18 protein-coding genes and 1 pseudogene are annotated in these 25228 nt (G+C 42.7%); 4 read left to right on the forward strand and 15 right to left on the reverse strand.

From position 1 onward, the window contains the following. Positions 1-349 precede the first annotated feature (349 nt). The 4 genes from F6J99_RS19555 to F6J99_RS19570 all read left to right on the forward strand — a co-directional run bounded on the left by F6J99_RS19555 (position 350) and on the right by F6J99_RS19570 (position 1926). Entirely contained in the window at positions 350-658 is a 309-nt protein-coding gene (locus F6J99_RS19555) for an element excision factor XisH family protein (protein ID WP_293114485.1), read from the forward strand. 95 nt (positions 659-753) lie between these two features. Beyond that, entirely contained in the window at positions 754-1092 is a 339-nt protein-coding gene (locus tag F6J99_RS19560; protein WP_293114487.1) for a XisI protein, read from the forward strand. Between the two features lie 432 nt (positions 1093-1524). Then, positions 1525-1830 carry a type II toxin-antitoxin system prevent-host-death family antitoxin gene (locus F6J99_RS19565; protein ID WP_293114489.1) on the forward strand — a complete coding sequence of 102 codons (306 nt, stop codon included), beginning with the start codon at positions 1525-1527 and terminating at the stop codon, positions 1828-1830. Positions 1831-1845: 15 nt separating this feature from the next. Beyond that, the gene (locus F6J99_RS19570; protein ID WP_293114513.1) at positions 1846-1926 is read left to right on the forward strand and encodes a type II toxin-antitoxin system YoeB family toxin; all 81 of its coding nucleotides are present in this window, start codon (positions 1846-1848) and stop codon (positions 1924-1926) included. A 37-nt stretch (positions 1927-1963) separates the two neighbouring features. On the opposite strand, the pseudogene F6J99_RS19575 reads toward F6J99_RS19570, so the two are convergent. From F6J99_RS19575 to F6J99_RS19645, 15 genes and pseudogenes are all read right to left on the reverse strand, one after another. Next, positions 1964-2305, reverse strand: a pseudogene (locus F6J99_RS19575) (XisI protein). A gap of 408 nt (positions 2306-2713) precedes the next feature. Then, the gene (locus F6J99_RS19580; RefSeq protein WP_293114491.1) at positions 2714-3370 is read right to left on the reverse strand and encodes an ankyrin repeat domain-containing protein; all 657 of its coding nucleotides are present in this window, start codon (positions 3368-3370) and stop codon (positions 2714-2716) included. Positions 3371-3462: 92 nt separating this feature from the next. Further along, positions 3463-3945: a hypothetical protein gene (locus F6J99_RS19585; protein ID WP_293114493.1), complete on the reverse strand. Its 483-nt coding sequence runs from the start codon at positions 3943-3945 to the stop codon at positions 3463-3465. Between the two features lie 304 nt (positions 3946-4249). After that, positions 4250-4384 carry a hypothetical protein gene (locus tag F6J99_RS19590; RefSeq protein WP_293114495.1) on the reverse strand — a complete coding sequence of 45 codons (135 nt, stop codon included), beginning with the start codon at positions 4382-4384 and terminating at the stop codon, positions 4250-4252. Positions 4385-4472: 88 nt separating this feature from the next. Continuing rightward, a complete protein-coding gene (locus tag F6J99_RS19595) occupies positions 4473-4808 on the reverse strand; it encodes a XisI protein (RefSeq protein WP_008178108.1) in 336 nt (111 codons plus the stop codon). A 55-nt stretch (positions 4809-4863) separates the two neighbouring features. Next, positions 4864-5085: a hypothetical protein gene (locus F6J99_RS19600; protein ID WP_293114497.1), complete on the reverse strand. Its 222-nt coding sequence runs from the start codon at positions 5083-5085 to the stop codon at positions 4864-4866. Between the two features lie 116 nt (positions 5086-5201). Continuing rightward, the gene (locus F6J99_RS19605; protein WP_293114499.1) at positions 5202-5399 is read right to left on the reverse strand and encodes a type II toxin-antitoxin system HicB family antitoxin; all 198 of its coding nucleotides are present in this window, start codon (positions 5397-5399) and stop codon (positions 5202-5204) included. A gap of 81 nt (positions 5400-5480) precedes the next feature. Continuing rightward, positions 5481-6125, reverse strand: coding sequence for a hypothetical protein (locus F6J99_RS19610; protein ID WP_293114501.1), 645 nt, complete (start codon positions 6123-6125; stop codon positions 5481-5483). Between the two features lie 69 nt (positions 6126-6194). Further along, positions 6195-10049: a DUF4157 domain-containing protein gene (locus F6J99_RS19615; RefSeq protein ID WP_293114503.1), complete on the reverse strand. Its 3855-nt coding sequence runs from the start codon at positions 10047-10049 to the stop codon at positions 6195-6197. A 79-nt stretch (positions 10050-10128) separates the two neighbouring features. Next, positions 10129-15339: a hypothetical protein gene (locus F6J99_RS19620; protein WP_293114505.1), complete on the reverse strand. Its 5211-nt coding sequence runs from the start codon at positions 15337-15339 to the stop codon at positions 10129-10131. Between the two features lie 252 nt (positions 15340-15591). Then, positions 15592-18879: a tail fiber domain-containing protein gene (locus F6J99_RS19625; protein ID WP_293114507.1), complete on the reverse strand. Its 3288-nt coding sequence runs from the start codon at positions 18877-18879 to the stop codon at positions 15592-15594. Between the two features lie 5 nt (positions 18880-18884). Further along, positions 18885-19679 carry a phage tail protein gene (locus F6J99_RS19630; protein ID WP_070391993.1) on the reverse strand — a complete coding sequence of 265 codons (795 nt, stop codon included), beginning with the start codon at positions 19677-19679 and terminating at the stop codon, positions 18885-18887. 6 nt (positions 19680-19685) lie between these two features. Beyond that, the gene (locus F6J99_RS19635) at positions 19686-20699 is read right to left on the reverse strand and encodes a baseplate J/gp47 family protein (protein WP_293114509.1); all 1014 of its coding nucleotides are present in this window, start codon (positions 20697-20699) and stop codon (positions 19686-19688) included. 12 nt (positions 20700-20711) lie between these two features. Then, positions 20712-24644 carry a putative baseplate assembly protein gene (locus F6J99_RS19640; RefSeq protein WP_293114511.1) on the reverse strand — a complete coding sequence of 1311 codons (3933 nt, stop codon included), beginning with the start codon at positions 24642-24644 and terminating at the stop codon, positions 20712-20714. Then, a complete protein-coding gene (locus F6J99_RS19645) occupies positions 24644-25096 on the reverse strand; it encodes a GPW/gp25 family protein (protein WP_229415248.1) in 453 nt (150 codons plus the stop codon). Before F6J99_RS19645 ends, F6J99_RS19640 begins: the two co-directional genes overlap by 1 nt. Positions 25097-25228 lie beyond the last annotated feature (132 nt).

The following is a 25228-nucleotide window of genomic DNA, read 5'->3' on the forward strand; positions in this document are numbered from 1 at the left end:
AGAGGATATCTGAAAAGTTTTTTTATACTGGATTTTGCCCCCCTAGCCCCCCAACTTTGGGGGGAAAAAGAGTCAATTTTATTCTAAAAGTCCCCCAAAATTGGGGGATTTAGGGGGCTTGGATGTAGCAAATGAGACTTCTCAGACAAACTCTTATAAATCAGGAAAAAAGCCAATTAAAAAATTAATTGATGAATGAAAATCACTTTTACCGAAGCACTTGCGCGATCGCGCAAGTGCTGCTGCAAGTAGATCAGCTCCGCTGGTGTCGCAGGTGATCGCATTTTGGTATTCATCCGTAAATCTTGAGCGCGTTAGAATCAAAGAGGTCTGTGCTACAATAAAGCCAATGCCTGCTAAAGATATTTACCATAATGCTGTTAGATTTGCATTAGTCAAAGATGGCTGGAAGATTTTAACAGAAGATTATACTTTGGAGTATGGTGGCGATCGCTTATACGTGGATATTGCCGCAGAAAAATCGATCGCAGCAGAAAAGCAGGGGCGAAAAATTCTTGTGGAGGTCAAGAGTTTCTTGGGTCGCTCGTTTGTAAATGACCTAGAACAAGCTGTGGGTCAGTATATCGTTTATAGGGATATTTTAGTAGAAAAAGAATTAGATTTTAAACTGTATTTGGCCATCACAAAAGGAACTTAAAAAAATTATTTTAAACGTCAGTTAACTCAGATGATTATTAATCGCAATCAGGTTAATGTGTTGGTCGTTGATTCAGAAAGTGAGGTGATTGAGGAATGGATAGATTAAAGCGTTATCGGGAAATTGTTCAGGAAGTTTTAAGAGAATATCATCAGCTCAATGAAAAATCTGGTTCTACAATTGAAAGTGCTTTAGCTTTTGATGAGGTACAGGATCAGTACCTTTTGCTGCTGATGGGTTGGCACAAAGATGAACGGATTAAGAGTGTGATGATTCATATCCGTTTTAAGGATGACAAGCTTTGGATTGAGGAAGATTGGACAGAGGATGGGGTGGCGACAGATTTGTTACAGAAAGGGATACTACGAGAGGAGATTGTTTTGGCATTTCATCCACCTCATGTTAGACAATATACTGAATTTGCAATTGCTTAGCGTTGCACTTTGTTTGGTGAGGGATAGGTAGGTGCGCTCTTACCATTAAGAATTAAATTCGCTTGATTGTCGCACCTGAAGTTGTGGAAATGGTTAAGGGATTGCAGGAGTCGCTTAAGGTTAACTCTTTGTCTAAAGGGAAATTTTCAGTATGATTACTCATAACAATTTACAATTCATAAAGTCAGATCAAGTTTTGGTTTCAAGGAAAGCATCTGTTGCTAGGTAAGTCTTCAGCTATCAGCTATCAGCTATCAGCTATCAGCTATCAGCTATCAGCAAACAGCGATTAGCGCTACGCGCACGCTACGCGAACAGCTTTTGAATACAATAAGCTGACGGCTGACGGCTGACGGCTGATGGCTGAATGCTTACGTTGCTTGATTTGGTATAAGTGATATAATAGATTTACGTAAATCTTTACATAAACTGATGTTTGATTACGAGATTACATCTCCAAATGATGCTAAAAATAACTTCTTTAAGTTGTTGGATATAGTTGCACAAAATAATCAGGTATATATCATCAATCGTCGTGATGGTGAGAATGTTGCTTTAATTACAGAATCGGATTTGAGGAGTTTAGTAGAGACGGTTTATCTCTTAAGAAACTCTACTAATGCAATTCGCCTGCTGGATGCAATTGAGGAGTCTAAGACTGGAAAAATAAAACCTCAAACCATTGAAGAACTTTACTCTGAGTTGGGAATTGAGCAAGAAGAAAAAGAAAAAGGCTGAATTGGATCACGACGTATTGATTTGGAACATCGGCTGGTTGATCGGGTGGGAAGTAGTCAGATTGATTTTCTGGCTTGTCGGTATCATTATGAGTGATGTTTTGTTGGGTCTTATTTTTTAAGCCAATCCACTACTAAGCCACTCCGTAGCCTGTGTAAGGACGTTTATAACTGGGATGTAAACCGAGAATAATGTCCTCTTTAGGTATACCCATGTCTACCAAATATTGCGCCAAATCAGCTTCTGTCATATTTCGCTGAATCCAAACGTTTCCATCTTTGATATCTCAATGGATGAAACAGTTGTAAATTCGTTTGAGTCCATCCCAGCCGATATCTAGAAGTTGATAATGGTCATGTTCTGTGTCAAAAATAAGTTGACACTCAATCTCTGAATTTGGATTATTCGCTTCTAAGGTGGCATGATTAGTTAATAGCTGGCGGATGATTAATCGGTATTTGTCTAGTTTTTCCATTCGATGACTACCTCCTCAACAGGATTATATAGCACTACGCATTAAATTTAGGACATTGATACATGCTCAAAAGCTGTTGTAGTCAACTTTTGCCTCTTGCCAATGCCATTGCGCGTAGCGCTATATATGAGTAATTTTCATTTATCCTTCAATAGTGAGCGGGATGCTTACGCTAGCAAAGGGAAACCATAGTGATGAGTAGGGTGCTTCAGGCACTTGTTTGGTCAATATAAGGAACATTTTGCTATTTTGCGGGCGTTAGTACCGTTATCGATTCGATTGCTTTGGTGCGTTACGCTGTCGAAGGGCGCACCAAAGCAAGATCAGCGATTAGCCCAAAGGGCTACGCTTCGCGATCGCACTAAGCTGAACGCCTACCACCATACTATGAGGTATGTCTAGAGTGTGTCATGGGATTGTTTGCTTGAGGTAAGAGACATTTGGCTCTTTTGCGCCGTAACGCACCAATAATCTTGTGATTTTCTCTTTTATCTCAGTGTCTGCATTCTTCGGCAGCCTTTCTATTGGTTTTCGGTAATCGTTATCAATTACTTCGGGATCGGCATCTCGATCGAGAAGCGTTTTAATTATAGGAATATTCAGCTTACTTACCGCGATCCCTAATGCATTCATTCCACTAAATCCGCCAGCTTCATTGATTGTGTCTTTTGCTCCGTGATTAAGGAGCAGTTGAACCATTTCTATATTTTCTTCCTCTACACTCCATCTCAGAGGAGAATTGCCTTCATTATCCTTGACATTAGGATTAGCTCCCGCTTTCAATAGTAAGCTTACTATATCTTTGTGGCCGCCCCACATAGCCATGAGTAATGGATGAGAATCCCGGTCTAGATTCCAAGCATTGACATCAGCTCCGGCTTTTATCAAAAGTTTTACAATTTCTATTTTTCCTCCATAATCCACTTCATCTATCGCTTCTTGTAAGGGAGTCCAGAAAGGGGAATTAGGCATGTAAAAATTAACGTCGAGACCTTGTTCAATCATCTTCGCAAGATTACTCTCATCATGGTCTCGAATTATCTCAAAAATATCTTGATTGTTCATTTTAATTAACCCAAATAACATTATGCTAAACTACTGTAAACTCAATACTTGAGATTAATAGTAACGTTCAAGGCTTGAGCTAAAAATATTATCTATATATAATCTCCATAATTGTCTAATAGCTCTTGGCAGTTTTCCAGTGCATTCTTCATTTGATTGATAGCATCTTCATGTCTTTGATCCGGTTTTCCACCAAAGCATTCATCTTGTATTTGTTGTCTTTTATCAATACATTCTTGTAGACTTTTTATTCTGTTAATAACATGGGTTTTCGTCATTCCTTTGACTGATCTTCCTTTGAGTTTTTTCCCTGCTTTTAGCTTATCCAAAGCTGGCTTACACTTAGGCAGTGGTATAGAACCACAAATTGCATCTTTTTCCTCTTGGAGTCTCTCAAGGACTTCATCTTCACAGGTCTGATTTGAATGTTTTCTATCTCTTTCCGCTTTTTTTTTGCCATCTTCTCTTTTACTTCTTCGAATTGTATAATCATAATCCCAATTTTTTCCCCCATCAATAACTGTGATAGAGCTGAATATAGGATGTTTATTCTTTGTAATCTTGGCAGCTTTCATTGCATTAGCTTTAGTTATTTTATTGTTTTTTAACAAGCTCAGAATCCACTTCACCCCGGCGGTGATCACCTGGGTAAATACCCTGAGGGGGTGACAACAAGGCTAAAAAGGATACAGGGTATAGGGTGTAGGGTGTGGGGTGTGGGGAAAATAGAAGCGAATTCAGAAGTTAGCGAGCAAAAACTTTCCTTCCCCAATTTGATTAAACCGTTCTTACCAACGTTTCCAGCTCCTGATGTTTCCCTACACCCTTGCACCCCACACCCCACACCCAGTAAAGCTTTTAAGGTTGTTTGTCACCCCGTCAGGTAAATACCATGCTCTTGATTTCTTCGATGACTGTTTGTTTCAGGTCGTTGAACTGTTCCTTAACATGTTCCCACAGTCCCATGGCTCCGCGATCGCGTAATACCTGGAATATTTCGACGCTTTTCTCCATCCCAGCATCTCAAGTAGCCCATTAGCACCTCAAGTAGCATCTCAAGTAGCGCATATGCTTACCCTCTTTGTAGCGACACCATTTTACTCTAATTCACTGCAAAGTCAGTATATTGACGTACAGCAGGTTCTTGAAATGCTAGTACAATATCAGTCTTTGGTACTCCCAATTTGACGAGTTCGTTGGCAAAACCAATTTCAGTTCCATCATGATGTATCCAAATTTTGGCATTTTTGATGCTGAAATGTAGAACACAACCATACATGGGTTGGCGATTCTTCCAACCGGTATAGACAACTTGGTAATGGTCGTGGTCTGAGTCAAATATTAAGGCAGCTTCAACATCTTGATCAGATGGACTTTTACTGGCATAATCACTCAGAAGTTGTTTAATGTATTGGCGATACTGGATTATTTTTTCCATTCTAAAATCACCTCTTCAGATGGATCATAAACCAAGAGACTGAGTAGACATTGTTTCATGGCTCGCGGATACGCTCTAAGTCTATGGCGCGGTTTGCTTCAATATTGCCAATAATTTCATCTATCAGGTCAGGGGTATCAGATGCCATTCCCGCAAAGTCCATGAAATCAACAGGCGATCGCTTTGCTTTGAGAAAACGCAGGAAGTTAAGCACTTCTTTAATCACAGGTGACGGAACAGTTTCCAGTTCTTTGAGCAGTTCTTGTTTTGGTGTCATGGCGATCGCTCCATAGGTTGCTTTCTATTGTAAGGCTCAGTAGATGGAAAACTCTGAGGGGTGGGTTACCCTGTCGAAGGGCGCACCCTACAAGATCATGGGATTAGCCCAAAGGGCTACGCTGCCTTATTAATAGTTGGTTCCGGAAGAGTTTCACCTGTTTCTTGATAGGCTATTACCAAAGATTCTAAGGCTTCAGTTCCATTCTTAACTGCTTGTTCATAAGTTTCTCCATGAGTCCGCCATTTTTGTCCGGGGAAGTCAGGGAAACCAACTAAAAAACAATTATCTTCTTCTGACCATTGAATTATCATTTTATATTTAAGTTTGCTCATCATTAATGAGACCTTATACTTCATCAATAGCTTTTTGTACCAATTAATTATATATCTTCCTTATTTATTTTTTTTATTGAGTATTTCCAAATATTTTTCCCTATCGAAACTAGGAAATATCTGATAAAGTATATCTATCATTTTTGTTAAATATTTTTTTAAATTGGCAGGATAGTGGTGTAATTCTGCATCACAAAAAAGATATTGCCAATTAAAGAAACCCTTTGTTTCCAATAAAAGTTCAATATACTCTTCATAAGTTAGTGAAAGCTTATAATATCCAGTTCGTAAATCATAGAACCAAATTTCAGGACTATTCCCATGGGAAATCCTAAAAGCCCCAATCTTTCCATCTCCACTATACGGATGATCTTCAAAGGGGCGTAAACTTTTCAAAAACTCTATTTTATCTTGACTCATCTCATCATTCCAAAGCTTAGCTTTGTTTCGGACAAGTGAATCAAATAGATTAATTAGTCTAAATTCACCTCCTTTTTCGTAGTTAGACCCCTGTTTGTAATCCCAGGCGATCCATATTTCTTCCGCAACAAATATATAATCTCTGAAGTAATCTTCAAGCTGAATTCCCACTATTTTCTCTATCTCTGAAATTGCGAATTCTATATCAGGTAAATCTATCGTTGATTTTTCAAATTCTAAATGATTAATCCTTATATAAGGAGAGGCTTGCATTTCTTTAATCATGGTACTAATTCTACTTTGAAAATATTTCATTACTCATTTTCAAATTAATTGGTTTACAATAGACACGAATTAAACACGTTGAAATGTTACTGTATCATCTGAGATGGCATTTGGAAGACTGCTCAATCGCTCCTGTAGAGCTGGCGTTTCTATTCTTTTAACTCTTCTACGAATCCTCAACAAAAGATGCAGATAACTGTTATATTGACCATTTTCGGTTCGCTCATCTATTATTATTCTTGCAAGACTTTCATCTCCACCTAATAAAGCGGAAATCCTTGTTCTTCCAGCTTCATTAATTCTTACTTTTTCCACCTGACCAGATAAATTTGGTGGATCAGTATTCTGGGAGTCGCTCCCCATTGCTGTACGGACTTTTTGCCATTGATTATTGACGTATTCGTAAACACCCCACCGCATACTAATATTACTTATAAAATCGTCATTTGGCGCTCCATGGTAGCTAATACTGGTCTCATACCAAATCATTTGGTTATCGTGTTGTGCAATGTAGTTGTATGCAGGATGCTCTACTGAATCTCGAAATCTTAAATTGGTTTCAGGACCTCTTGCAGGAGTTAAGTTTGAATCAGTTGCTTTTCCGCCGAGCCTTTCAGTTAAAAGATGCATCTTAACCCATCTAGCATTTCTTGATAGTCCTGCAACTTGTATTTTGTCCCACCCTGGTAAACTGCCTCTATGTTTACTAGAATTTTCCCCTTCTGGAAGATCTGATATGCGCAGATATTCAGCCCTTATTATTCCAGAAGCTTTCACATTGTTTACGAAATGCGGCATTGAAATCGGCGGAAATGCAGCTAATCCTGCGGTAATTTGTGCAGCACCAGTAGACGTTTCACCATCCACAGTAATTGGGTTATTACTATTGTCAGGATTCATCCGAGCATATACTCGCCAATCTTCCCCAACCTGTTCAGCTCGCAATTGGGTAAAGCCGTACTGCCTACGAAGATTTGCCAAAGCGGCATCTATCTCTGCTTGGTTTAAGGGATCGGACTGCGATCGCCTTGCTAATGCACCCAGAGCCTCCATGCCCTGTAACCAACGTTGTTGTACATTGGGAGCTGGTACTTCTCCCTCACCAGTTTGCTGTTGTCCTTGGGCTGGTTGGGGAGGTGGTGCCCCTTGGGAATCCGTGAGGGTGGGTTCTGGATTCGCTCCAGTTGTAGCATTTTCTTGCCATTGCCCTTGCTGTTCTTGTTCCCCTTGATTACCCGATGGAACTTGGTCATTCATTAAATCGGTCATGAAGCGGTCAGCATTAAAGTCCACTTCCCCAAATTGAATTTCTGGCAGTTGATCGGAACCAATCACATAATCGACATCAGCACCAATACCGAATTCTCCGGGCAAGGGATATTCTAATTGACCGAGGGGCCAAGTCCACTTCTTGTCAGGGGCTGGTGACCACCAGGGGCTGTCTAGTTCTACAAATAAGTCACCCCCTAGTCCCAAAAATGGCTGTGCGGCTAGTTCTAAATGACCATTGAGATAAAATTCTCCCTGTCTACCTGCTTCTGGGTCAGCTTGTTCTCGATAACCAATGGTCGGTGTGGCTTCTACATATCCCTGGACTCCCGCTAGGGCGTTAATCCCTGCTCCAGCTTTGATATCATGACCTGCTAGTTCTACTCCTGCACCCCCTTCACCCCGCAATCTTAAGCCAGCGAAGGCAGAAATATTCAGGGTTGCGGCCATGCTAAAACGGTTGAATACTTGGGGATCGGTGGAGTAAGTGCCATCAACTTGAATATTATAAATCTTGCCCGGTCCGAGTTTGGCCATGGCATCCATGCCTAGATTGGCAAATAGGAAGATATTACCCACTAAGGGAACACCGTACAAGGTTCTGACTTCCACGGTAAACAGGCGTTTAATGTAGTCCTTTTGGGGGAAGAGTTCTATTTCCGCAGGGGGGGCAATCTCACCGACCACGGTAATGTGCCCTTCATTATCAATAATTACCTGTGCCTGACCAGTCATCCATTCCGTAAAGGCAAAATTGAGCACACCCCAACCGGCCAAAGCCCGTTCCCCTGGTTGAGGTCGCCCATCGGTTTCCCCACTGGCTTGTTGTGCTGCTGCTTCTACTGCTTCGGGTCCGAGTTGCTGAAGGGCTACGTTGCTGGCGGTATTGGCATCGGTGACTAATAAATTGATTTCGCCATTGAATTTCTCGGTGGTGTAGCCCACAGTACCGTGAATATCCACGATGCCATTGAGGAAATTAGCGGTAACATTGCCAGAGAAGTTGGCAAAATTGACGGGAACTTCTACATCACCACTGAGATTACCCTGGTCGTCCCGTTCTATATTGATTTGACTCTCGCTTAGTCCCCTCACACTTACGGTAGCGTTGGCGTTGAAGGTGACGGAATTATTGGCTAAACCAAGGTTTCCTGTACCATCGAGAAAACCACCAAGTTTAAACCTAAAGTTCTCTACTCCTAGATTAAATACGCCGTTTTCCAACTGGTTCTGGGTGTTGGGAAAATGGCTAATGTCCATACCTAACCATCCCAATGTTTCACTTTGTTCCTTGATGGTATTTACTAACTGTCTTGGGTTGGCAATAAAGCTATCTCCATTGGCGATGGTGGCGTAACCGGAGATTGTATTATTCCTGATGCGTAGGGCAAGCACTGGTTGTATCCCTACAGATTGTAATGGTGCTAAAAATGGATGGGTAAAAGGTATGGCTTGTCGTTGAGGATTAATAGTATCGTAAGTGCCGTCTAGTTTTTGACGCACTTGTAGTGTACCCCTGGCTAAATTTCCCAGTTGTACGGGAACAGTTGCTCTGCGGCGGCGTTGAGCACTAATGTAGGTGGCGACGGTTTCTGAGGGGTTAAATGTGGCTTCGGCTAGGGAAGTTGGCTCGGTGGGTATACCAGGCTCAGTAGTAGTTTCCGCAGCATCAGAAGTCGGTTCTGGGGTTTCCTCTGGTGTGCGATTGAGCAACGGTTTTTGTGCTACTGCTCTAGGTTGCTGCTGGATCGTATGGGTCAACTCATGGGCCGTCAAACTATTCTTACCAGGAGACTTCCCCGCACCATAGAAAATATCCCTACCATGGGTAAAGGCTTGGGCTCCCAACTCCTTATTCATCTGTACGGCACTAGAGTCTGTATGCACCCTCACCCCACTAAAGTTAGCCCCAAATCTAGGTTCCATGAAAGCACGGGTAGATGCTGGCAGAGGTTGACCCGTACCCCGTCGGGATTGGATTTTGGTTTCTAAATTAGGGGATACTGCTGGGGTTTGACCAGGATTTGCTTTAGTTTGTATTTCTTCTTCGTCGGATTGTAACTGTAGGGCGATCGGCTTAGTTTGTATGTCCTCTTCGTCGGATTGTAACTGTAGGGCGATCGGCTTAGTTTGTATTTCTTCTTCATCGGATTGTAACTGTAGCCCATAGGGCTTAGTTTGTATTTCTTCTTCGTCGGATTGTAACTGTAGCGCTATCGGCTTAGTTTGTATTTCCTCTTCGTCCGATTGTAACAGTAGCGCTATCGGCTTAGTTTGAATTTCTTCTTCCTGGGATTGTAACTGTAGCGCTATCGGCTTAGTTTGTATTTCCTCTTCGTCCGATTGTAACTGTAGGGCGATCGGCTTAGTTTGAACCTCCTCTTCCTCCATGGAATTTTGCACTGGTGGTGCTGGCATGCGCATTACTTGGGCTGCAACACTGTCTGCCTCCTTTTCGTACACATCATCTGGTTCCCCCACTTGCATTTTTGTCTGGATCAGACGATTGACGGCTTGGTTTCCCAGTTTTCGTTGGAGTTGCAGCATCGGGTGAACCGGGCCATAACTTGACCACGGTTTTTGAGTAACCGTTGAAGCTTTTTTTTGACCGTTTGCTTCTGTTGTTTTAGTTTGGGTTGCTCGTTGATAGCCCATGAGGTTCACCTTTTCCTTGGCCGTTGCTACTAATATGATGATGCAATTTTTACAGACTGAGTGTTTTGAGCCGTTACCTTTACGTTTCTTGCTCAGGGTCTGTCGAGGAGTCTTTCTCACGAATCTCTATGTCAGGACCAGGGCGAGGACCAGGGCCAGAACCAGAGCCAGGACCAGGGCGAGGACCAGGGCCAGAACCAGAGCCAGGATCAGGGTTAGGATCAGGGTCAGAAATAACTATACCTAATTGCCGTTCTATAACTAGGATTCGCTCTTGTAGATTTGTGATTTGCCCTTGTAGACTTTGAACCTCAGAAGCGTTATCCAGTTGATTCCTAGTCACAGCATCAAGTTTATCCATACTAATACTGTTATCAGCAATTTTGGCATTGGTCACCGATTTATCAGCAATTTTTTGATTGGTCACGGAGTTATCGGCTAATTTCGCATTACCGACAGAACCGTTTTGAATCTTGGCAGCGTTGACCGCATCATTGGCAATTTTGGCATTGGTCACGGAGTTATTAGCTAATTCGGCATTACCTACAGAACCATCCCCTTCAAATTTAGTGGCCTTGACAGTTCCAGCCACCTCTAATTTTTGACTAGGATTGGTTGTGCCAATGCCAACGTTGCCGTTTGGCTGTAACCTCATTATTTCTTGACCATCTGCAGCACCACCGCTCGCCGCAAAAATGAATCTGAATACATCATTCGTATTATCTCCCCATGCCAGTACAGAATCTTTGCGATCTGCCCCTTCATCTTTCAATCCTAGAAATACATTGTCACTATTCCAAGCAACTTGTAGTCCTGTTGTCATCCAGGGGCGATTACCACCTCCTAATCCATCTCCAACTTGCAAAAGGGATTGTGGATTTGTTGTCCCAATGCCGACATTGCCAGCATTATAGTAAATCTTGTTACTACTACCATCAGACCACTTTCCAGCACTAATCCCAGTTAAAGCCGAACCATCCCCTTCAAAGTTAGTGGCCTTGACAGTTCCAGCCACCTCTAATTTTTCACTAGGATTATTTGTGCCAATGCCAACATTGCCAGCATTATAGTAAATCTTGTTACTACTACCATCAGACCACTTGGTGCCACCAGCGCTAATACCAGTTAAACCAGAACCATCCCCTTCAAACCTAGTGGCTTGGACAGTTCCATCTACCTCTAATTTTGTACTAGGATCTGTTGTCCCAATCCCAACATTACCAGAAGTAGGATGAACTGTTAACCCATCCCGCGAAAGCATATCAGAAACACTAGGAAGCCAGCTATCATTATCTAAATTGGCTAGGTATGGTAAGGCTAGATATACTTCAAAAGATCCGTCAGCCTCGTCACCCACTATACCCATAGAAAAACTCTGACCACCCAACTTCGTTACCTCAGATGTGGGAATTACGCCATCTACTCGATACCAACCATCTGGAGCATTATCACTTTGTTCCTTGGTAATTATCAATCCACTATTAGGCTTTCCGTTACCCCACCCAGCAAGTTCGCCAAATCCCACTTGTTTACCGGAAGAAATCTTGAGCCAAGCTTTGAGATGTACGTACTTTTTGGTTAAAAAATTACCTCGGGACTCAAAGGGAAAAAGTATCATGGTATGTTGTCCTGAATTATCCCCAGTAATTTTCAAAATCTTACCGTCAGGAAAACTAGCCCAACCATCAGCTAAACCACCTCTTTTTATTCGCGCACCTTTGTTAAATATGCCAAACCAATAAGGATTTTCTTCGGTTGCATCATCTACACTATCGGCAGCATTGGGTGGTTTTTCGCCTACATAGGGTCCTTCAAACCCTTTCGTGAAAGGGTGGGCTGCTTCTAAAGTAACATTCCCATCGATTCTGTACCCAGCAGGCTTGTTGCCATCGAGTATATTCATGTAGGAATTTCTGATTAGATTAGGCGGCATTGATGACCCCCTAATCATGCCAGAGGTTGTAATCTTGCCATTGACAGTGAGGTTGTCTTCGATAGTCAGCGACTTTGCCTTAACAGCTCCATCCACCTCTAATTTTTCAATAGGATTATTTGTCCCAATGCCGACATTGCCAGCATTATAGTAAATCTTGTTACTACCACCATCAGACCACTTTCCAGCACTAATACCAGTTAAAGCCGAACCATCCCCTTCAAAGTTAGTGGCCTTGACAGTTCCAGCCACCTCTAATTTTTCACTAGGATTGGTTGTCCCAATACCGACATTACCATCCACTGTCAGAGCACCAGTGGTATGTAAAGCATCATCCACCCTCAGTGCCCCAGATGAATGCCCTGAGCGAATTACCCCTGTAACTTTGACTTCATCATTATCCGCATCCCCCAAGGACACATTCCCTTTTACTTCCAGCAAACCATTCACTGTCAGGGAACCATCGATGGTTGAGTCTCCTGCCCCCTCAAATTTAGTGGCTTTGACAGTTCCAGCCACCTCTAATTTTTCACTAGGATTATTTGTGCCAATACCGACATTGCCGTTTGGCTGTAACCTCATTATTTCTTGACCATCTGCAGCACCACCGCTCGCCGCAAAAATGAATCTGAATGCATCATTGGTATTATCTCCCCATGCCAGTACAGAATCTTTGCGATCTGCCCCTTGATCTTTCAATCCTAGAAATAGATGGTCAGTATCCCAAGCAACTTGTAGTCCTCTTGTCATCCAGGGGCGGGGGGCACTAATACCTCCTACTCCAACTTGCAAAAGGGATTGTGGATTAGTTGTCCCAATACCCACATTGCCATTGGGGTCAATCGTCATACGGTGTTGATAGTTAGTAGCAAAGGTTAATGGGTGGTTCGATTCCGTTCCAATTACGCCTCTGGCTCCATTCCAATCATCATGACTAAAAACACTGGTTACTACCCCACCACCAGACCTAACATTTAACCGAGCATGCTGTGAACCTAAGATGTCTAAAACTTTGTGCCAACCCTGAGGATTATGAATAGAGGTTGTGCCAATGCCTACATTGCCATCCACTGTCAGGGAACCAAAAGCAGAATCATCCCCCTCAAACCTAGTGGCTTTAACAGTTCCAGCCACCTCTAATTTTTCACTAGGATTCGTTGTCCCAATGCCGACATTACCATTTCCTTTAATAACAAGGGCAGTTTCTTCAACTCCATCGTTACCCGTATTAACAAAAGCAATTCCTCCATCAGGATTAGGGTCATTCCCATCGGTTTTTTCAATCACTAAAGCATCTTGACTAGTCCCAAAGAAATTGTTGTCGTACCTGAGTCGAAAACCATCTCCAGTAGGTGTACCGGATTCATTAGTACTATGAAAAATCTGAGTTCCTGTAGTCGCTAATTTTAAAGCCCCAGATACTTCTAAAGTGCTAGCCAGCACACCACCCACAGTTAAGTTATTTTCTATGGTAAGGGAACCTGTTACCCGATCGGTCACACTTAATTGAGCAGTAGCGATCGCATCCCTAACACTGAGATTCCCATCCACTGTCAGAGGACCAGTGGTATGCAAAGCATCATCCACCCTCAGCGCCCCAGATGAATGCCCTGAGCGAATTACCCCTGCAATTGTCACTTCATCATTATCCGCATCCCCCAAGGAGACATTCCCTTTTACTTCCAGCAAACCATTCACTGTCAGGGAACCATCGATGGTTGAATTTCCTGCCCCCTGAAATTTAGTGGCTTTGACAGTTCCAGCCACCTCTAATTTTTCACTAGGATTATTTGTCCCAATGCCGACATTGCCGTTTGGCTGTAACCTCATTATTTCTTGACCATCTGCAGCACCGCCTTCAGCCGCAAAAATGAATCTGAATACATCATTGGTATTATCTCCCCATGCCAGTACAGAATCTTTGCGATCTGCCCCTTGATCTTTCAATCCTAGAAATAGATGGTCAGTATCCCAAGCAACTTGTAGTCCTGTTGTCATCCAGGGGCGATTACCACCTCCTAATCCATCTCCAACTTGCAAAAGGGATTGTGGATTAGTTGTCCCAATACCCACATTGCCATTGGGGTCAATCGTCATACGGTGTTGATAGTTAGTAGCAAAGGTCAATGGGTGGTTCGATTCCGTTCCAATTACGCCTCTGGCTCCATTCCAACTATCATGACTAAAAACACTTGTTACTACCCCACCACCAGACCTGACATTTAACCGAGCATGCTGTGAACCTAAGATGTCTAAAACTTTGTTCCAATCCTGAGGATTATGAATAGAGGTTGTGCCAATGCCTACATTGCCATCCACTGTCAGAGCACCAGTGGTATGTAACGCATCATCCACCCTCAGCGCCCCAGATGAATGCTCTGAGCGAATTACCCCTGCAATTATCACTTGATCATTATCACCATTCCCCAAGGACACATTCCCAGGCATATGCTCGGTATCACGGGCAATCACATCCCCCTGTACTTCCAGGTTTCCAGCAACGGTTAGGGAACCATCGATGGTTGAGTCTCCTGTCAGGTTTAAGTTGGTGGCCTTAACAGTTCCAGCCACCTCTAATTTTTCACTAGGATTATTTGTCCCAATACCTACATTGCTGTTTCCTTTAATAACAAGGGCAGTTTCTACAACTCCATCGTCACCCGTATTAACAAAAGCAATCCCTCCATCAGGATTAGGGTGATTAAGATCTCTTTGTTCAATCACTAAAGCATCTTGATTAGCCCCAAAGAAATTGTAGTCGTATCTGACTCGAAAAGCATCTGCAGTAGATAACTTAGCACCAGCAAGCTTGCGTACAGAATTATCCACTGCACTAACCTTACCGTTGTTGTCTAGGGTCACCCGTGCCAACAGAATCTCTTTATCATCCCTAGGGTCACTATCAGCATTTTTTAAATCTACATTACCGTCTTGGAGATTGTCTTGACTTGTGTTACTCCCGTAAATGACAAACTTGGGACGTTCAGTGGTGCGAGTGTATTTGATCTCGCTACCTACTCGGTAACCCTTGTCCTTAATTTCCCGATACATGACGGTAATTTCAATAGTTGTCTTGAGTGGTAATCCATCTAAGTTAATCGTGTTAATCGTGTCCGGTACTGTACAATTGGGTAAAACAATAATTTCTTGACCATCTTTATCAATGGCCATACCCTTACTAACCGCAATTTTTTTATCCCCGGCTCTGGTTACTTCTAATCCTTCCACCACACCCCATTCATGGAGTAAACGATTGTGACGCAGGCGCATGTCACGATGGTAGGCTTGCTCATCCTTAAAATCTTCTTCTACTAGAAACTGGGAAGTAAAGTAATTGGGACGTTGAATATTTTTCATTATGGTTATTATAGTAGTTTGAAATTGGGTCTGGTAAAAATTATTGGTTTTAGGGAGCAGGGAATAGGGAATAGGGAACAGGGAATAGGGAATAGGGAACAGGGAATAGGGAATAGGGAGCAGGGAGCAGGGAGCAGGGGAAAGAGGCAGTATTCAGAAATTTTGGTTAGTTAAATAGCCTCATTTTCCTTATAAATTCAGCTTTATGAGTGTTTTAACTGGAAATGAGCGGATAGCAGGTACTGAAGAAGGCTAAAAAGCGCTAGATTGAGTTTTCTGTTCCAAAGTTTGTACCTTCTCCATTAGCAAGGAAATCGTATTGTTTTGCTCCTTCACCACTTTAGTTAAAACCGCCACGATATCCATCGGACTGAGGGTTTTCCGATCATGACTGGCCACTAAATCCGGCACATCTTCCGCAATAAATCCAATGTGGGTTTCTTTTTGGTGATCTTTTTTGTAGCTGAATTGGACCGGATTGAGTCCTTCCAGGGTTTCTATAGCATCTTCTATTGCCAGGGTATTAATATTCTCTTTCAACTCTCGTGAGGATACTTGCCCAATAGTGCGATATGTTAAATGACCTGTTACATTTGCATTACCATCGAAGTAGCCAGCATAACTAGTTTTGCCACCTCTGGCACGACCGTAGACACCGTATACAATTGCACTGGTATTATTATGAGCATCGGCTCTGCCGTAGACACCAAATCGGCTACCACTGGTACCACCTGTTGCTTGTGCATACAAACCAAATTTAGTGCCATTGCGATTGCCTCCTACAACGCTTTGAACTCCATAGGCCGTTCTATTGCCCGTATTAGTAGCAATGGCCTTGACGCTTCCAGCCACTTCTAATTTTTGAGTAGGATTATTTGTGCCAATGCCGACATTGCCAGCGTTATAGTAAATCCTGTTACTACCACCATCAGACCACTTTGTGCCACCAGCACTAATACCAGTTAAACCAGAACCATCCCCTTCAAACCTAGTGGCTTTAACAGTTCCAGCTACCTCTAATTTCTGCCTAGGATTATTGGTGCCAATACCAACTTTTTTAGAACCAAGACCAACTGATAAAACGGGTTCTCCGCTTCCTTGAAAAACTATTAGATCTCCGTGCTCTCGGTATTCAACTCCCCAGTTTCGATGAGATGGGGAATGAGCAATGATTGGTCGAGATGCATTGTTTCTAGCACTTTGATGGATGTACATCATCGGGGCTGTCCCGTTGGCAAATCCGATTGAGCCGTTAACCGTGAGTTCAGCATAGGTGCTATTTGTCCCAATACCTACATTGCCATGGTTATAGTAAATACTGTTATTACTACCATCAGACCACTTGGTTTCACTGCCAGCCCTAATGCCAGTTAAACCAGAACCATCCCCTACAAACCTAGTGGCTTTAACAGTTCCAGCTACCTCTAATTTTTCCGTAGGATTTGTAATGCCAATACCAACTTTTTTATAACCAAGACCAACTGATAAAACGGGTTCTCCGCTTCCTTGAAAAACCATTAGATCTCCGTGCTCTCGGTATTCAACTCCCCAGTTTCGATAACGTGGGGAATGAGCAATGATTGGTCGAGATGCATTGTTTGTACCACTTTGATGGATGTACATCATGGGGGCTGTCCCGTTGGCAAATCCGATTGAGCCGTTAACCGTGAGTTCAGCATAGGTGCTATTTGTACCAATACCTACATTGCCATTGTTATAGTAAATACTGTTATTACTACCATCAGACCACTTGGTTTCAGCGCCAGCCCTAATACCAGTTAAACCAGAACCATCCCCTTCAAACCTAGTGGCTTTAACAGTTCCAGCTACCTCTAATTTCTGCCTAGGATTATTGGTGCCAATACCAACTTTTTTTGAACCAAGACCAACTGATAAAACGGGTTCTCCGCTTCCTTGAAAAACCATTATATCTCCGTGATCTCGGTATTCAACTCCCCAGTTTGGATGAGATGGGGAATGAGCAATGATTGGTCGAGGTGCATTGTTTTTACCACTTTGATGGATGTACATCATGGGGGCTGTCCCGTTGGCAAATCCGATTGAGCCGTTAACCGTGAGTTCAGCATAGGTGCGATTTGTACAAATACCTACATTGCCATGGTTATAGTAAATACTGTTATTACTACCATCAGACCACTTTGTGCCACCAGCGCTAATACCAGTTAAACCAGAACCATCCCCTTCAAACTTAGTGGCTTTAACAGTTCCATCTACCTCTAATTTTTCCGTAGGATTTGTAATGCCAATACCAACTTTTTTATAACGAAGACCAACTGATAAAACTGGTTGTCCGCTTCCTTGAAAAACCATTATATCTTCCTGATCTCGGTATTCAACTCCCCAGTTTCGATAACGTGGGGAATGAGCAATGATTGGTCGAGGTGCATTGCTTGTACCACTTTGATGGATGTACATCATGGGGGCTGTCCCGTTGGCAAATCCGATTGAGCCGTTAACCGTGAGTTCAGCATAGGTGCTATTTGTACCAATACCTACATTGCCATGGTTATAGTAAATACCGTTACTACCACCATCAGACCACTTTCCAGCACCAATACCAGTTAAACCAGAACCATCCCCTTCAAACCTAGTGGCTTTAACAGTTCCAGCTACCTCTAATTTTTCCGTAGGATTATTTTTGCCAATACCAACATTACCATCCACTGTCAGAGGACCAGTGGTATGTAACCCATCATCCACCCTCAAGGCTCCAGATGAATGCCCTGAGCGAATTACCCCTGTAACTTTCACTTCATGATTATCCGCATCCCCCAAGGACACATCCCCAACAATATGCTCGGTATCACGGGCAATCACATCCCCTTTTACTTCCAGATTTCCATTCACTGTCAGGTCACCATCGATGGTTGAATTTCCGGTCAGATTTAAGTTTTCGGCGGAAATGGTACCATCTAGCTCTAAGTTATCGAGGTTAGATAACTTAGCACCAGCAAGCTTGCGTACAGAATTATCCACTGCATTTTCAGTAACCTCACCGTTGTTGTCTAGGGTCACCTGTGCCAACAGAATCACATTATCATCGGTAGGGGCAAAACCAGTTTTTACATCTACATTACCGTCTTGGAGATTGTCTTTACTTGTTTTACTCCCGTAAATGACAAACTTGGGACGTTCAGAGGTGCGAGTGTATTTTTTATCATTACCTACCGCTACTTCGTCACCATCATCCTTAATTTCATCATAGATGACGGTAATTTCAATAGTTGTATTGGCTTCTAATACATCTACATCTAAGTTAATCGTGTTAATCGTGTCCGGTACTGTACAATCGGGTAAAAGAATAATTTCTCGACCATATTTATCAATGGCCATGCCCTCACTAACGGCAATTTTTTTCGGCTCGGCTCTGGTTACTTTTAATCCTTCCACCACACCCCATTCATGGAGTAAGCTATTGTGACGCAGGCGCATGTCACGATGGTAGGTTTGCTCATCGTTAAAGTCTTTTTCTAATAGAAACTGGGAAGTAAAGTAATTGGGACGTTGAATATATTTCATAATCATTACTCTCCTAAGATAGATTCGTCATTTTCGGTAATATTGCCCAAAATAGTATTAATTCCAATCTGGGAACCCGTAACTTCTTCAGAATCAGAATCAGAATCAAAAGTACCACCAATCTGCGTGGTGTAAATAATTTCTAGTCTGTACTTGCTATGGGCTGGTTTTTCCTGTTCGATGATGGCATTAGCGATTTCTATTTGTCGTTTGAGTTGCTCTGGGTTTAATCCTTGAGCTGGAGTAATTCTTACTATAAAAAAGTGGGGTATACCACCACCAAGGTAAGTGCCTCTACCCAGGAGCGATCGCGAGGGAAGTCCTTCCGGGTAAATTGGAATTTCTTCGGGGTCAATTGGGTTTTCGGGCTCCAGGAGTTGGGTGTCACCAATTTGAAATTCGGCATTGGAAGCGTCGATAATGGTGACTTTTTCCTCGTCCTCTAGAAATAATTCTAGCAGTTCTTGTAAATTGTCTTTAGTCCCTCGGAAACGATACAGTCTGACAGTATTGGCCAGAAATTTCCGTTGTTTTTGGACATCTAAATCTGCTCTGAGACTCAACGCCACCCAGCTAGATAACCAGGGTAGGAAGTCTGGGGGTGTTTTTTGGGGATGGAAGTAATTAGAAATACGGGCAATATTTTCTTCTAAACCCTGCTCACAAAAGTTGATCCCATGTGCACGACCCAAAAGAATATTTTCAAAGGGTAGTAAAAATTGACCAACGAAAGGATCGCTTTGATAAATCTCTGGCAGATAGTCTAACAGTTTACTGGGGTAACGGGCTGAGTTTTTCATTGGTTTTTAACCGTTGAAATCAAGGGTTTCTAAGGGGGATATGATGTCTATATCGCTGGCGGTAATATCTAAATACACTAGTTCTTCTGGTTTGACCTCGATGGCACTTAGCTGTCCGTTGGTTTTAACTAGGCGTTGTTGATTGTTTATGGCATCAGGACGAGGAAAAAATACTTCGTCTTGGTCTTTATCTTCCTTATTGGTTTTTTCTACATAATCCACACCTTCTAGTTCATCAAGTAGTTGATAAACTTCCGAAACATAAACATTTCGACCAAATGGCCAACCTTGAGGATTGTCAGGATTTGGTAGGGGATCGAAAAAGTTTTCCAGTGCGTTATTTATGTTGGTCCTAGTGGTTGCTACGTCTGCTTCTCGGTTGAGGTGTATGGTTAATCTGATGCTAATGGTGATGTAGCGTGGCATAACTACATGGATTGCCGTGCCAATCAATCGCCGTTCTTCTAAGTGGTTTTTTACCTCGTTAATCAGCCTTGAGCTTGGTTGAGGGGGGCTATTTTCACGATTATTGCTGTCGGGGATAATCACAATACTCACATGACCTGGTTGATCCACAGGTTCGACTAAGGTATTTTCGACTAAGGCATTTTCCGAATCAAGGTTACGTCGAGGTATACAGTGTGCCCTGGCAACGGTATCATCTGCATCATTTGGTTTCATTTCTCGGGCTAATTCCACAAAGTCGGCACAGGTGATGGCTCGGTAGCGATCGCGTACTTGGGTAATTGCCTCTTTAATCTCTGTCTGTAAATCCTTGGTTTGCTGCCAATCTGGTCCATTCAGCAGTTGTAAAAACATCCGCATATTCGCCTCTGTCACCCGATTTTGCCGATAGAGCAGCATTTCGGTAAGGTAGGCAAACAGCTCAATAACGGTAATACCAGGATCAGAAGGATTGTGATTAGTCCATTCGGGGGCATAGCTGGGAATCATACCCAGGGCTTCTTGCACCAAGTCATCATAGGTGCGGTCATCAAGATTAGGCAATTCTATTGGCATGAGTTACCCTCCTCAGGATTCCACAAAGGTTAAAGTGATGGTGTGGTTGCCGGAATAGACTAAAAAGCGATTAGTCTGGCTAGCACCTTCTAGTTCTTCGATGTCATTCACCTCCAAGCTAGAAACATGGTCTACTCCCGGCACTCTCTCCAGTAGTCGGTATAAGTCCGATTTATAGGGTTGACGACCAAAATTCCAACCCATTCCGTCAAAACCCCCCGTGAGGGGATGCAGAAAACTAGCTAAGGTTTGTTCCACGGTTTGTGCTACCTCACGAGATCCTTCTAGGGAAGTAACCGCAATTTCAGTGGTAATATTGACACGGACATAGAGAGCGCCCACTACAGAGATTGCCACTGTGGGTTCGGTGTAGGCTTGTAGGTAGTTTTGGACGCGCTTGATTAGCTCCAAACTGGGTAGGGGTTTAGCTTCCGTGGAGCGGGGTACAATAATTACACTCACTGTTCCCGATGAATCCGGCTTGGTCTCCAGTCCAGCCAGGGGATTGGTTTTCAAATTGGCTAAGGGTACACACTTGGCTCTGCTTACCTCTGGTGAAGCCAGCTTGGCTAAATCTTCGTAGTCTTCCCTAGTCACAGCACGCTGACGATGGCGAATTTCCTTAGGTGCCCGCTCGATTAGGGAGTCAAGGCTTTCCGCTTGGGCCCCCCCTGCTGCTGCTTGATGGTTAATCACTTTGTCCACATAGGGGACTGTGGTTTTGAGTTGGACAATCGCCCCAGCCGGTTTGTTTCCAGCAGTTCCACCACCAGTTTGATAACGACTCATGCGGATATTGCCTTGACCAGGAGGAGGAATCAGTCCATTGCGTCCATCCCCAAAGGTGATTTTTCCGGTAAGATTATCAAAGACATAATGGCGATCCCGTGGTTCTGATTGATAGAAATCCGGGACTTGATGCCAACGGACCCAAATCTCTTGCGGTCTTCCGGTGTCATTAGTAGTAACCGTAATAGCCTTTTCCCCTTCTTCAAGGAGAATTTTTTCCTTTTCTAGGGCAGAAGGTATTTCCGGTTCCCGCACTTCCAGCTCTTGACCTGCTAATATTGGCTGACTAGTTGTCTGAAACGTTTGATTTTCAGTCCCGTCACTGGAGCCAACAATTTCCTTTTGGATCGTAGCTGTTTGTGCTGCCATGGTAGTATTCAGCAGTACTTGTTTCAGCCTAGGTTCAACGTCGTAGTCACCCTTGAACCATTTAACCCGCAGCCAATAACGGGGAGGTAAATTAAAGTCTTCCTTTGGTGAAAAATCCCCTGGTGGCAGAAATTCAATTAAACCGGAACGGGTAAAGTTTTCCGTTTCATCTCTTATGGTTAGTTGTTGCCATGCTTGGCCATCCCAATATTCCCATAATAGTTGAACTTGTTCAGTTTGAGGCAATTGTGTACCTACAATTGTCTCGAAGACTGCATTGTAAACAATTGATGAATTATTGTCTTGACTAATTTGTAAAAACCCGCGATCTTTATCTTCTAATTTTGCATCAGCAGGAATTTCTAAACGGATTTCTAATTCCTGTTCTGAATTAGCTTCTCTATCTAATAAGTCCGGCACATTATGTTCCCAATTTGTGCCGAAAATCTTAACCTCAAATCCGGCTAATGATATATTATTAGTCAGGCAAAAATTATGGATAACTAGTGAGCCAGGTTCTCCATTTTTTTTGCTTTTATTTGGTAAAAATGGTACTAATTTTTCTCCATATTTAACCTCATTCACCCAGTTAAACAGGCTGATCTTACGATTTGTAAATTCTGTTCTAGCTAATGGTAAACTAAAGCCCAGATAGAAAGCTTTTTCATCAAGTTCGGTTCTTTGAAAAGGAATTATTTTATTTTTGCTGTCAATACGTTTAACTAGGTTACTTGAGTAAACTGAATCATTGTAGGTCAAAAGAGCTTCTGGTTCTTCTGATATTGTTAATGTATAGCTAACTCCAATTGAGCTAATTGATGGCGGAGCAAAAGTTGCCTCAATGAATCGATATTCTGGTGCTGGTGGCTCTGGTGTTGGGACAATGCGCTCGTAGCGAGCTTCTCTACCATAATTACCGGAACTAATTCGCACCCGAATCCAAAAATCTTCTACTCCGTTAACCATTGTGGGAACAGGCGGTTCAGGAAAAGTGAAACGCACATAACAGTCAAGCTGAAAAGAGAACGCTTGGGCAATGGTTTCTGGTTCTGTAGTTGTTGTTATCCGAATCCAATATAGATTGGCGTCATTGATATTTGTCTGTTGCCAATCCGTGGGAGTCGTAAATTCAACACAACCATCAGCAGTCCACTTTGAGGTATTATCCTCAAGGTTGTGTTCTTCTTCTGTAAGTTGAGTCCATTGAGTTCCGTTAAAATACTCAAATTTTAAGGTATAGCCTTGCCCTTTAGTAGCCAGATGAAAATGAATATATTTAAAATGCCCAGTTGAGCCTAAATAAAGAATATCACCAGTATTCTTGTTCAGTTCAAATCCTGTTCCATCCGAGGATCTTGCTTCTTCTGTCAGATCGATGTACTGTTCCTCGCTCAATAATAAAACCTGATCGAAGTATCTTGTGATAGTGAAAGCCTTGGTGGTGTCCTCAAAGGTTTGGTTAGAATTAGCTGGCAATCCCCGTTCAAGGGTGGAAGTTCCAATTGCCATCCACTTTTTGCCGTTCCAAAATTCCCATTTCAGTTTTGGATCACCATCAGTCAATGTTGGTGGAATTCCGGAAGCTGGACTCGTAAAACGAATATTAAGAGTAACCTCAGCATTATCCTGAGAAAAAGCCTGGCTATTTGCCAAATATAATGTATTTCCAAACTTAGGTTTTTCGCCAAAAGGAAAAAAATCTTTAGTCAAATCTAATGGAGATTGATTGGTAAAGCCTGTTTCAATTAATAGGTTGCTAGAACTAATAGTCGCTTCAATTTTTATCTCATCAATTTCTGGTAGCTCATTAGCAGATACCATACCAGTTAGAGATTCCTCAGCAAGGGTAATGGGAGTAACTAACCGGCAGCGAAGCCAACGACTAGTTACTGAATTAACAGTAGTTAACGGTAAAGCCGTAATATTACTAAATTGAATGTCGCGATCGCCACGGCTCCTCAAGCCTTGAGTTTCATCATTGCTCGGTGTAATCTCTTGCCAATTAGCTCCATCTTCCGTTTCCTGCCAAATTTCCCATGTTACTTCTCCTGGAGTACTAAGGGCTTTTGATAAATTAATCGTTACTTTAAAGGTATCAATTTCAGCAAACCCTAAAAGTTTGCTATGTCCGATATAGAAACTATGTTCAATGGGTTGGTTGCCCCGAAAAATATCAACACCTGGTGATGCTGGGGTAGTAATAATTGAACTGCGATCGCTATACAAATCCTGTTCTGGATCCCGCACAAAAACAGAGTCTAATTTTGCGGCTGTTACTACCAATTCCCGTTCAGTTTCAAAAATAACAGGGTCTTGTTCTCCTTCCGCTGGAGGTGCAGCAACTTGTGTCCCTTTTGGGACTACTGCATCAACGATAGTTCCGGCAGCTAAGGAAAATGTCAAGGGTACTCGTGCTGGTTGGGGGGGTAAGCGAGACGCTCCTAATAAATCTAAAAAGGCTAAGAAGTTTTTATCGGGAACTTGATTGAGTCGCTCGATAATTATCTCGGCAAAACGGGCAAAGATATTAACTATAGCAGGACTCGTTCCTTGAACAGGTTGAGTTTTTCCTGTATAGTGTGTGATAAGTTCCTGAAGAGGTTTAGTTTCTCCTGTATCTGTATGTTTTCTAAATTCCTGAAGTAGTAATGCGAGTCGATATAACCTGCTCTGTATAAGGAGCGAGAAGGCAAAAATCACTACTTTACAGGAATTTTGTCCATAGAGAACTTGATCGGCAATATCCTTTGCTGTCCGTTGATCAATTTTGGGCGCTAGTTTAACCATCAACCTGCACTCCCTTCTAGATAAAATGGATAAACTAGGTTAAAGACATTATTGGTTGCTCGCACTTGATAGTCGATATTGACCAGCATTTGTTCTGGAATAGGGGATTGAACGCGCACATCTATAACATCAATGCGGGGTTCAAAGAACAGTAGGGCTTCCTGTATAGCTTGGGATACTTTACCAGCAGTGGCAGGTGAATTGGGCTCAAAAACTAAGTCATAAATGCTGCAACCAAAGTCGGGACGCATGGCTCGCTCACCTTTGGCAGTACCAAGGATAATTACAATTGACTGGCGTACACTCTCTTCATATTCCGCAAGTTGGAAATCTCCCTTAGTATCTAAACTGATGGGAAATCCTACTCCAACACCTAAAAATGGTTTAGACATATAGCGTTTTTCAATAGGTTTTAGGGAACAGGGAACAGGGAACAGGGAACAGGGAATCATATCCCCCCCTTATTAAGGGGGGTTAGGGGGGATCTCATCTCCCTTATTAAGGGGGGTTAGGGGGGATCTCATCTCCCTTATTAAGGGGGGTTAGGGGGGATCCCATCTTCTCCTTTTCAGCCAATAAACACC

It is taken from the genome of Moorena sp. SIO4G3 (assembly GCF_010692305.1).
Taxonomy (GTDB): Bacteria; Cyanobacteriota; Cyanobacteriia; order Cyanobacteriales; family Coleofasciculaceae; genus Moorena; species Moorena producens_A.

Excerpts from the sequence above, each read along its gene's own strand:
- F6J99_RS19555 (WP_293114485.1), top strand. The coding sequence starts at position 350 with ATGCCTGCTAAAGATATTTACCATAATGCTGTTAGATTTGCATTAGTC.
- F6J99_RS19560 (WP_293114487.1), top strand. The coding sequence starts at position 754 with ATGGATAGATTAAAGCGTTATCGGGAAATTGTTCAGGAAGTTTTAAGA.
- F6J99_RS19565 (WP_293114489.1), top strand. The coding sequence starts at position 1,525 with ATGTTTGATTACGAGATTACATCTCCAAATGATGCTAAAAATAACTTC.
- F6J99_RS19580 (WP_293114491.1), bottom strand. The coding sequence starts at position 3,370 with ATGAACAATCAAGATATTTTTGAGATAATTCGAGACCATGATGAGAGT.
- F6J99_RS19585 (WP_293114493.1), bottom strand. The coding sequence starts at position 3,945 with ATGAAAGCTGCCAAGATTACAAAGAATAAACATCCTATATTCAGCTCT.
- F6J99_RS19590 (WP_293114495.1), bottom strand. The coding sequence starts at position 4,384 with ATGGAGAAAAGCGTCGAAATATTCCAGGTATTACGCGATCGCGGAGCC.
- F6J99_RS19595 (WP_008178108.1), bottom strand. The coding sequence starts at position 4,808 with ATGGAAAAAATAATCCAGTATCGCCAATACATTAAACAACTTCTGAGT.
- F6J99_RS19600 (WP_293114497.1), bottom strand. The coding sequence starts at position 5,085 with ATGACACCAAAACAAGAACTGCTCAAAGAACTGGAAACTGTTCCGTCA.
- F6J99_RS19605 (WP_293114499.1), bottom strand. The coding sequence starts at position 5,399 with ATGATAATTCAATGGTCAGAAGAAGATAATTGTTTTTTAGTTGGTTTC.
- F6J99_RS19610 (WP_293114501.1), bottom strand. The coding sequence starts at position 6,125 with ATGATTAAAGAAATGCAAGCCTCTCCTTATATAAGGATTAATCATTTA.
- F6J99_RS19615 (WP_293114503.1), bottom strand. The coding sequence starts at position 10,049 with ATGGGCTATCAACGAGCAACCCAAACTAAAACAACAGAAGCAAACGGT.
- F6J99_RS19620 (WP_293114505.1), bottom strand. The coding sequence starts at position 15,339 with ATGAAAAATATTCAACGTCCCAATTACTTTACTTCCCAGTTTCTAGTA.
- F6J99_RS19625 (WP_293114507.1), bottom strand. The coding sequence starts at position 18,879 with ATGAAATATATTCAACGTCCCAATTACTTTACTTCCCAGTTTCTATTA.
- F6J99_RS19630 (WP_070391993.1), bottom strand. The coding sequence starts at position 19,679 with ATGAAAAACTCAGCCCGTTACCCCAGTAAACTGTTAGACTATCTGCCA.
- F6J99_RS19635 (WP_293114509.1), bottom strand. The coding sequence starts at position 20,699 with ATGCCAATAGAATTGCCTAATCTTGATGACCGCACCTATGATGACTTG.
- F6J99_RS19640 (WP_293114511.1), bottom strand. The coding sequence starts at position 24,644 with ATGGTTAAACTAGCGCCCAAAATTGATCAACGGACAGCAAAGGATATT.
- F6J99_RS19645 (WP_229415248.1), bottom strand. The coding sequence starts at position 25,096 with ATGATTCCCTGTTCCCTGTTCCCTGTTCCCTGTTCCCTAAAACCTATT.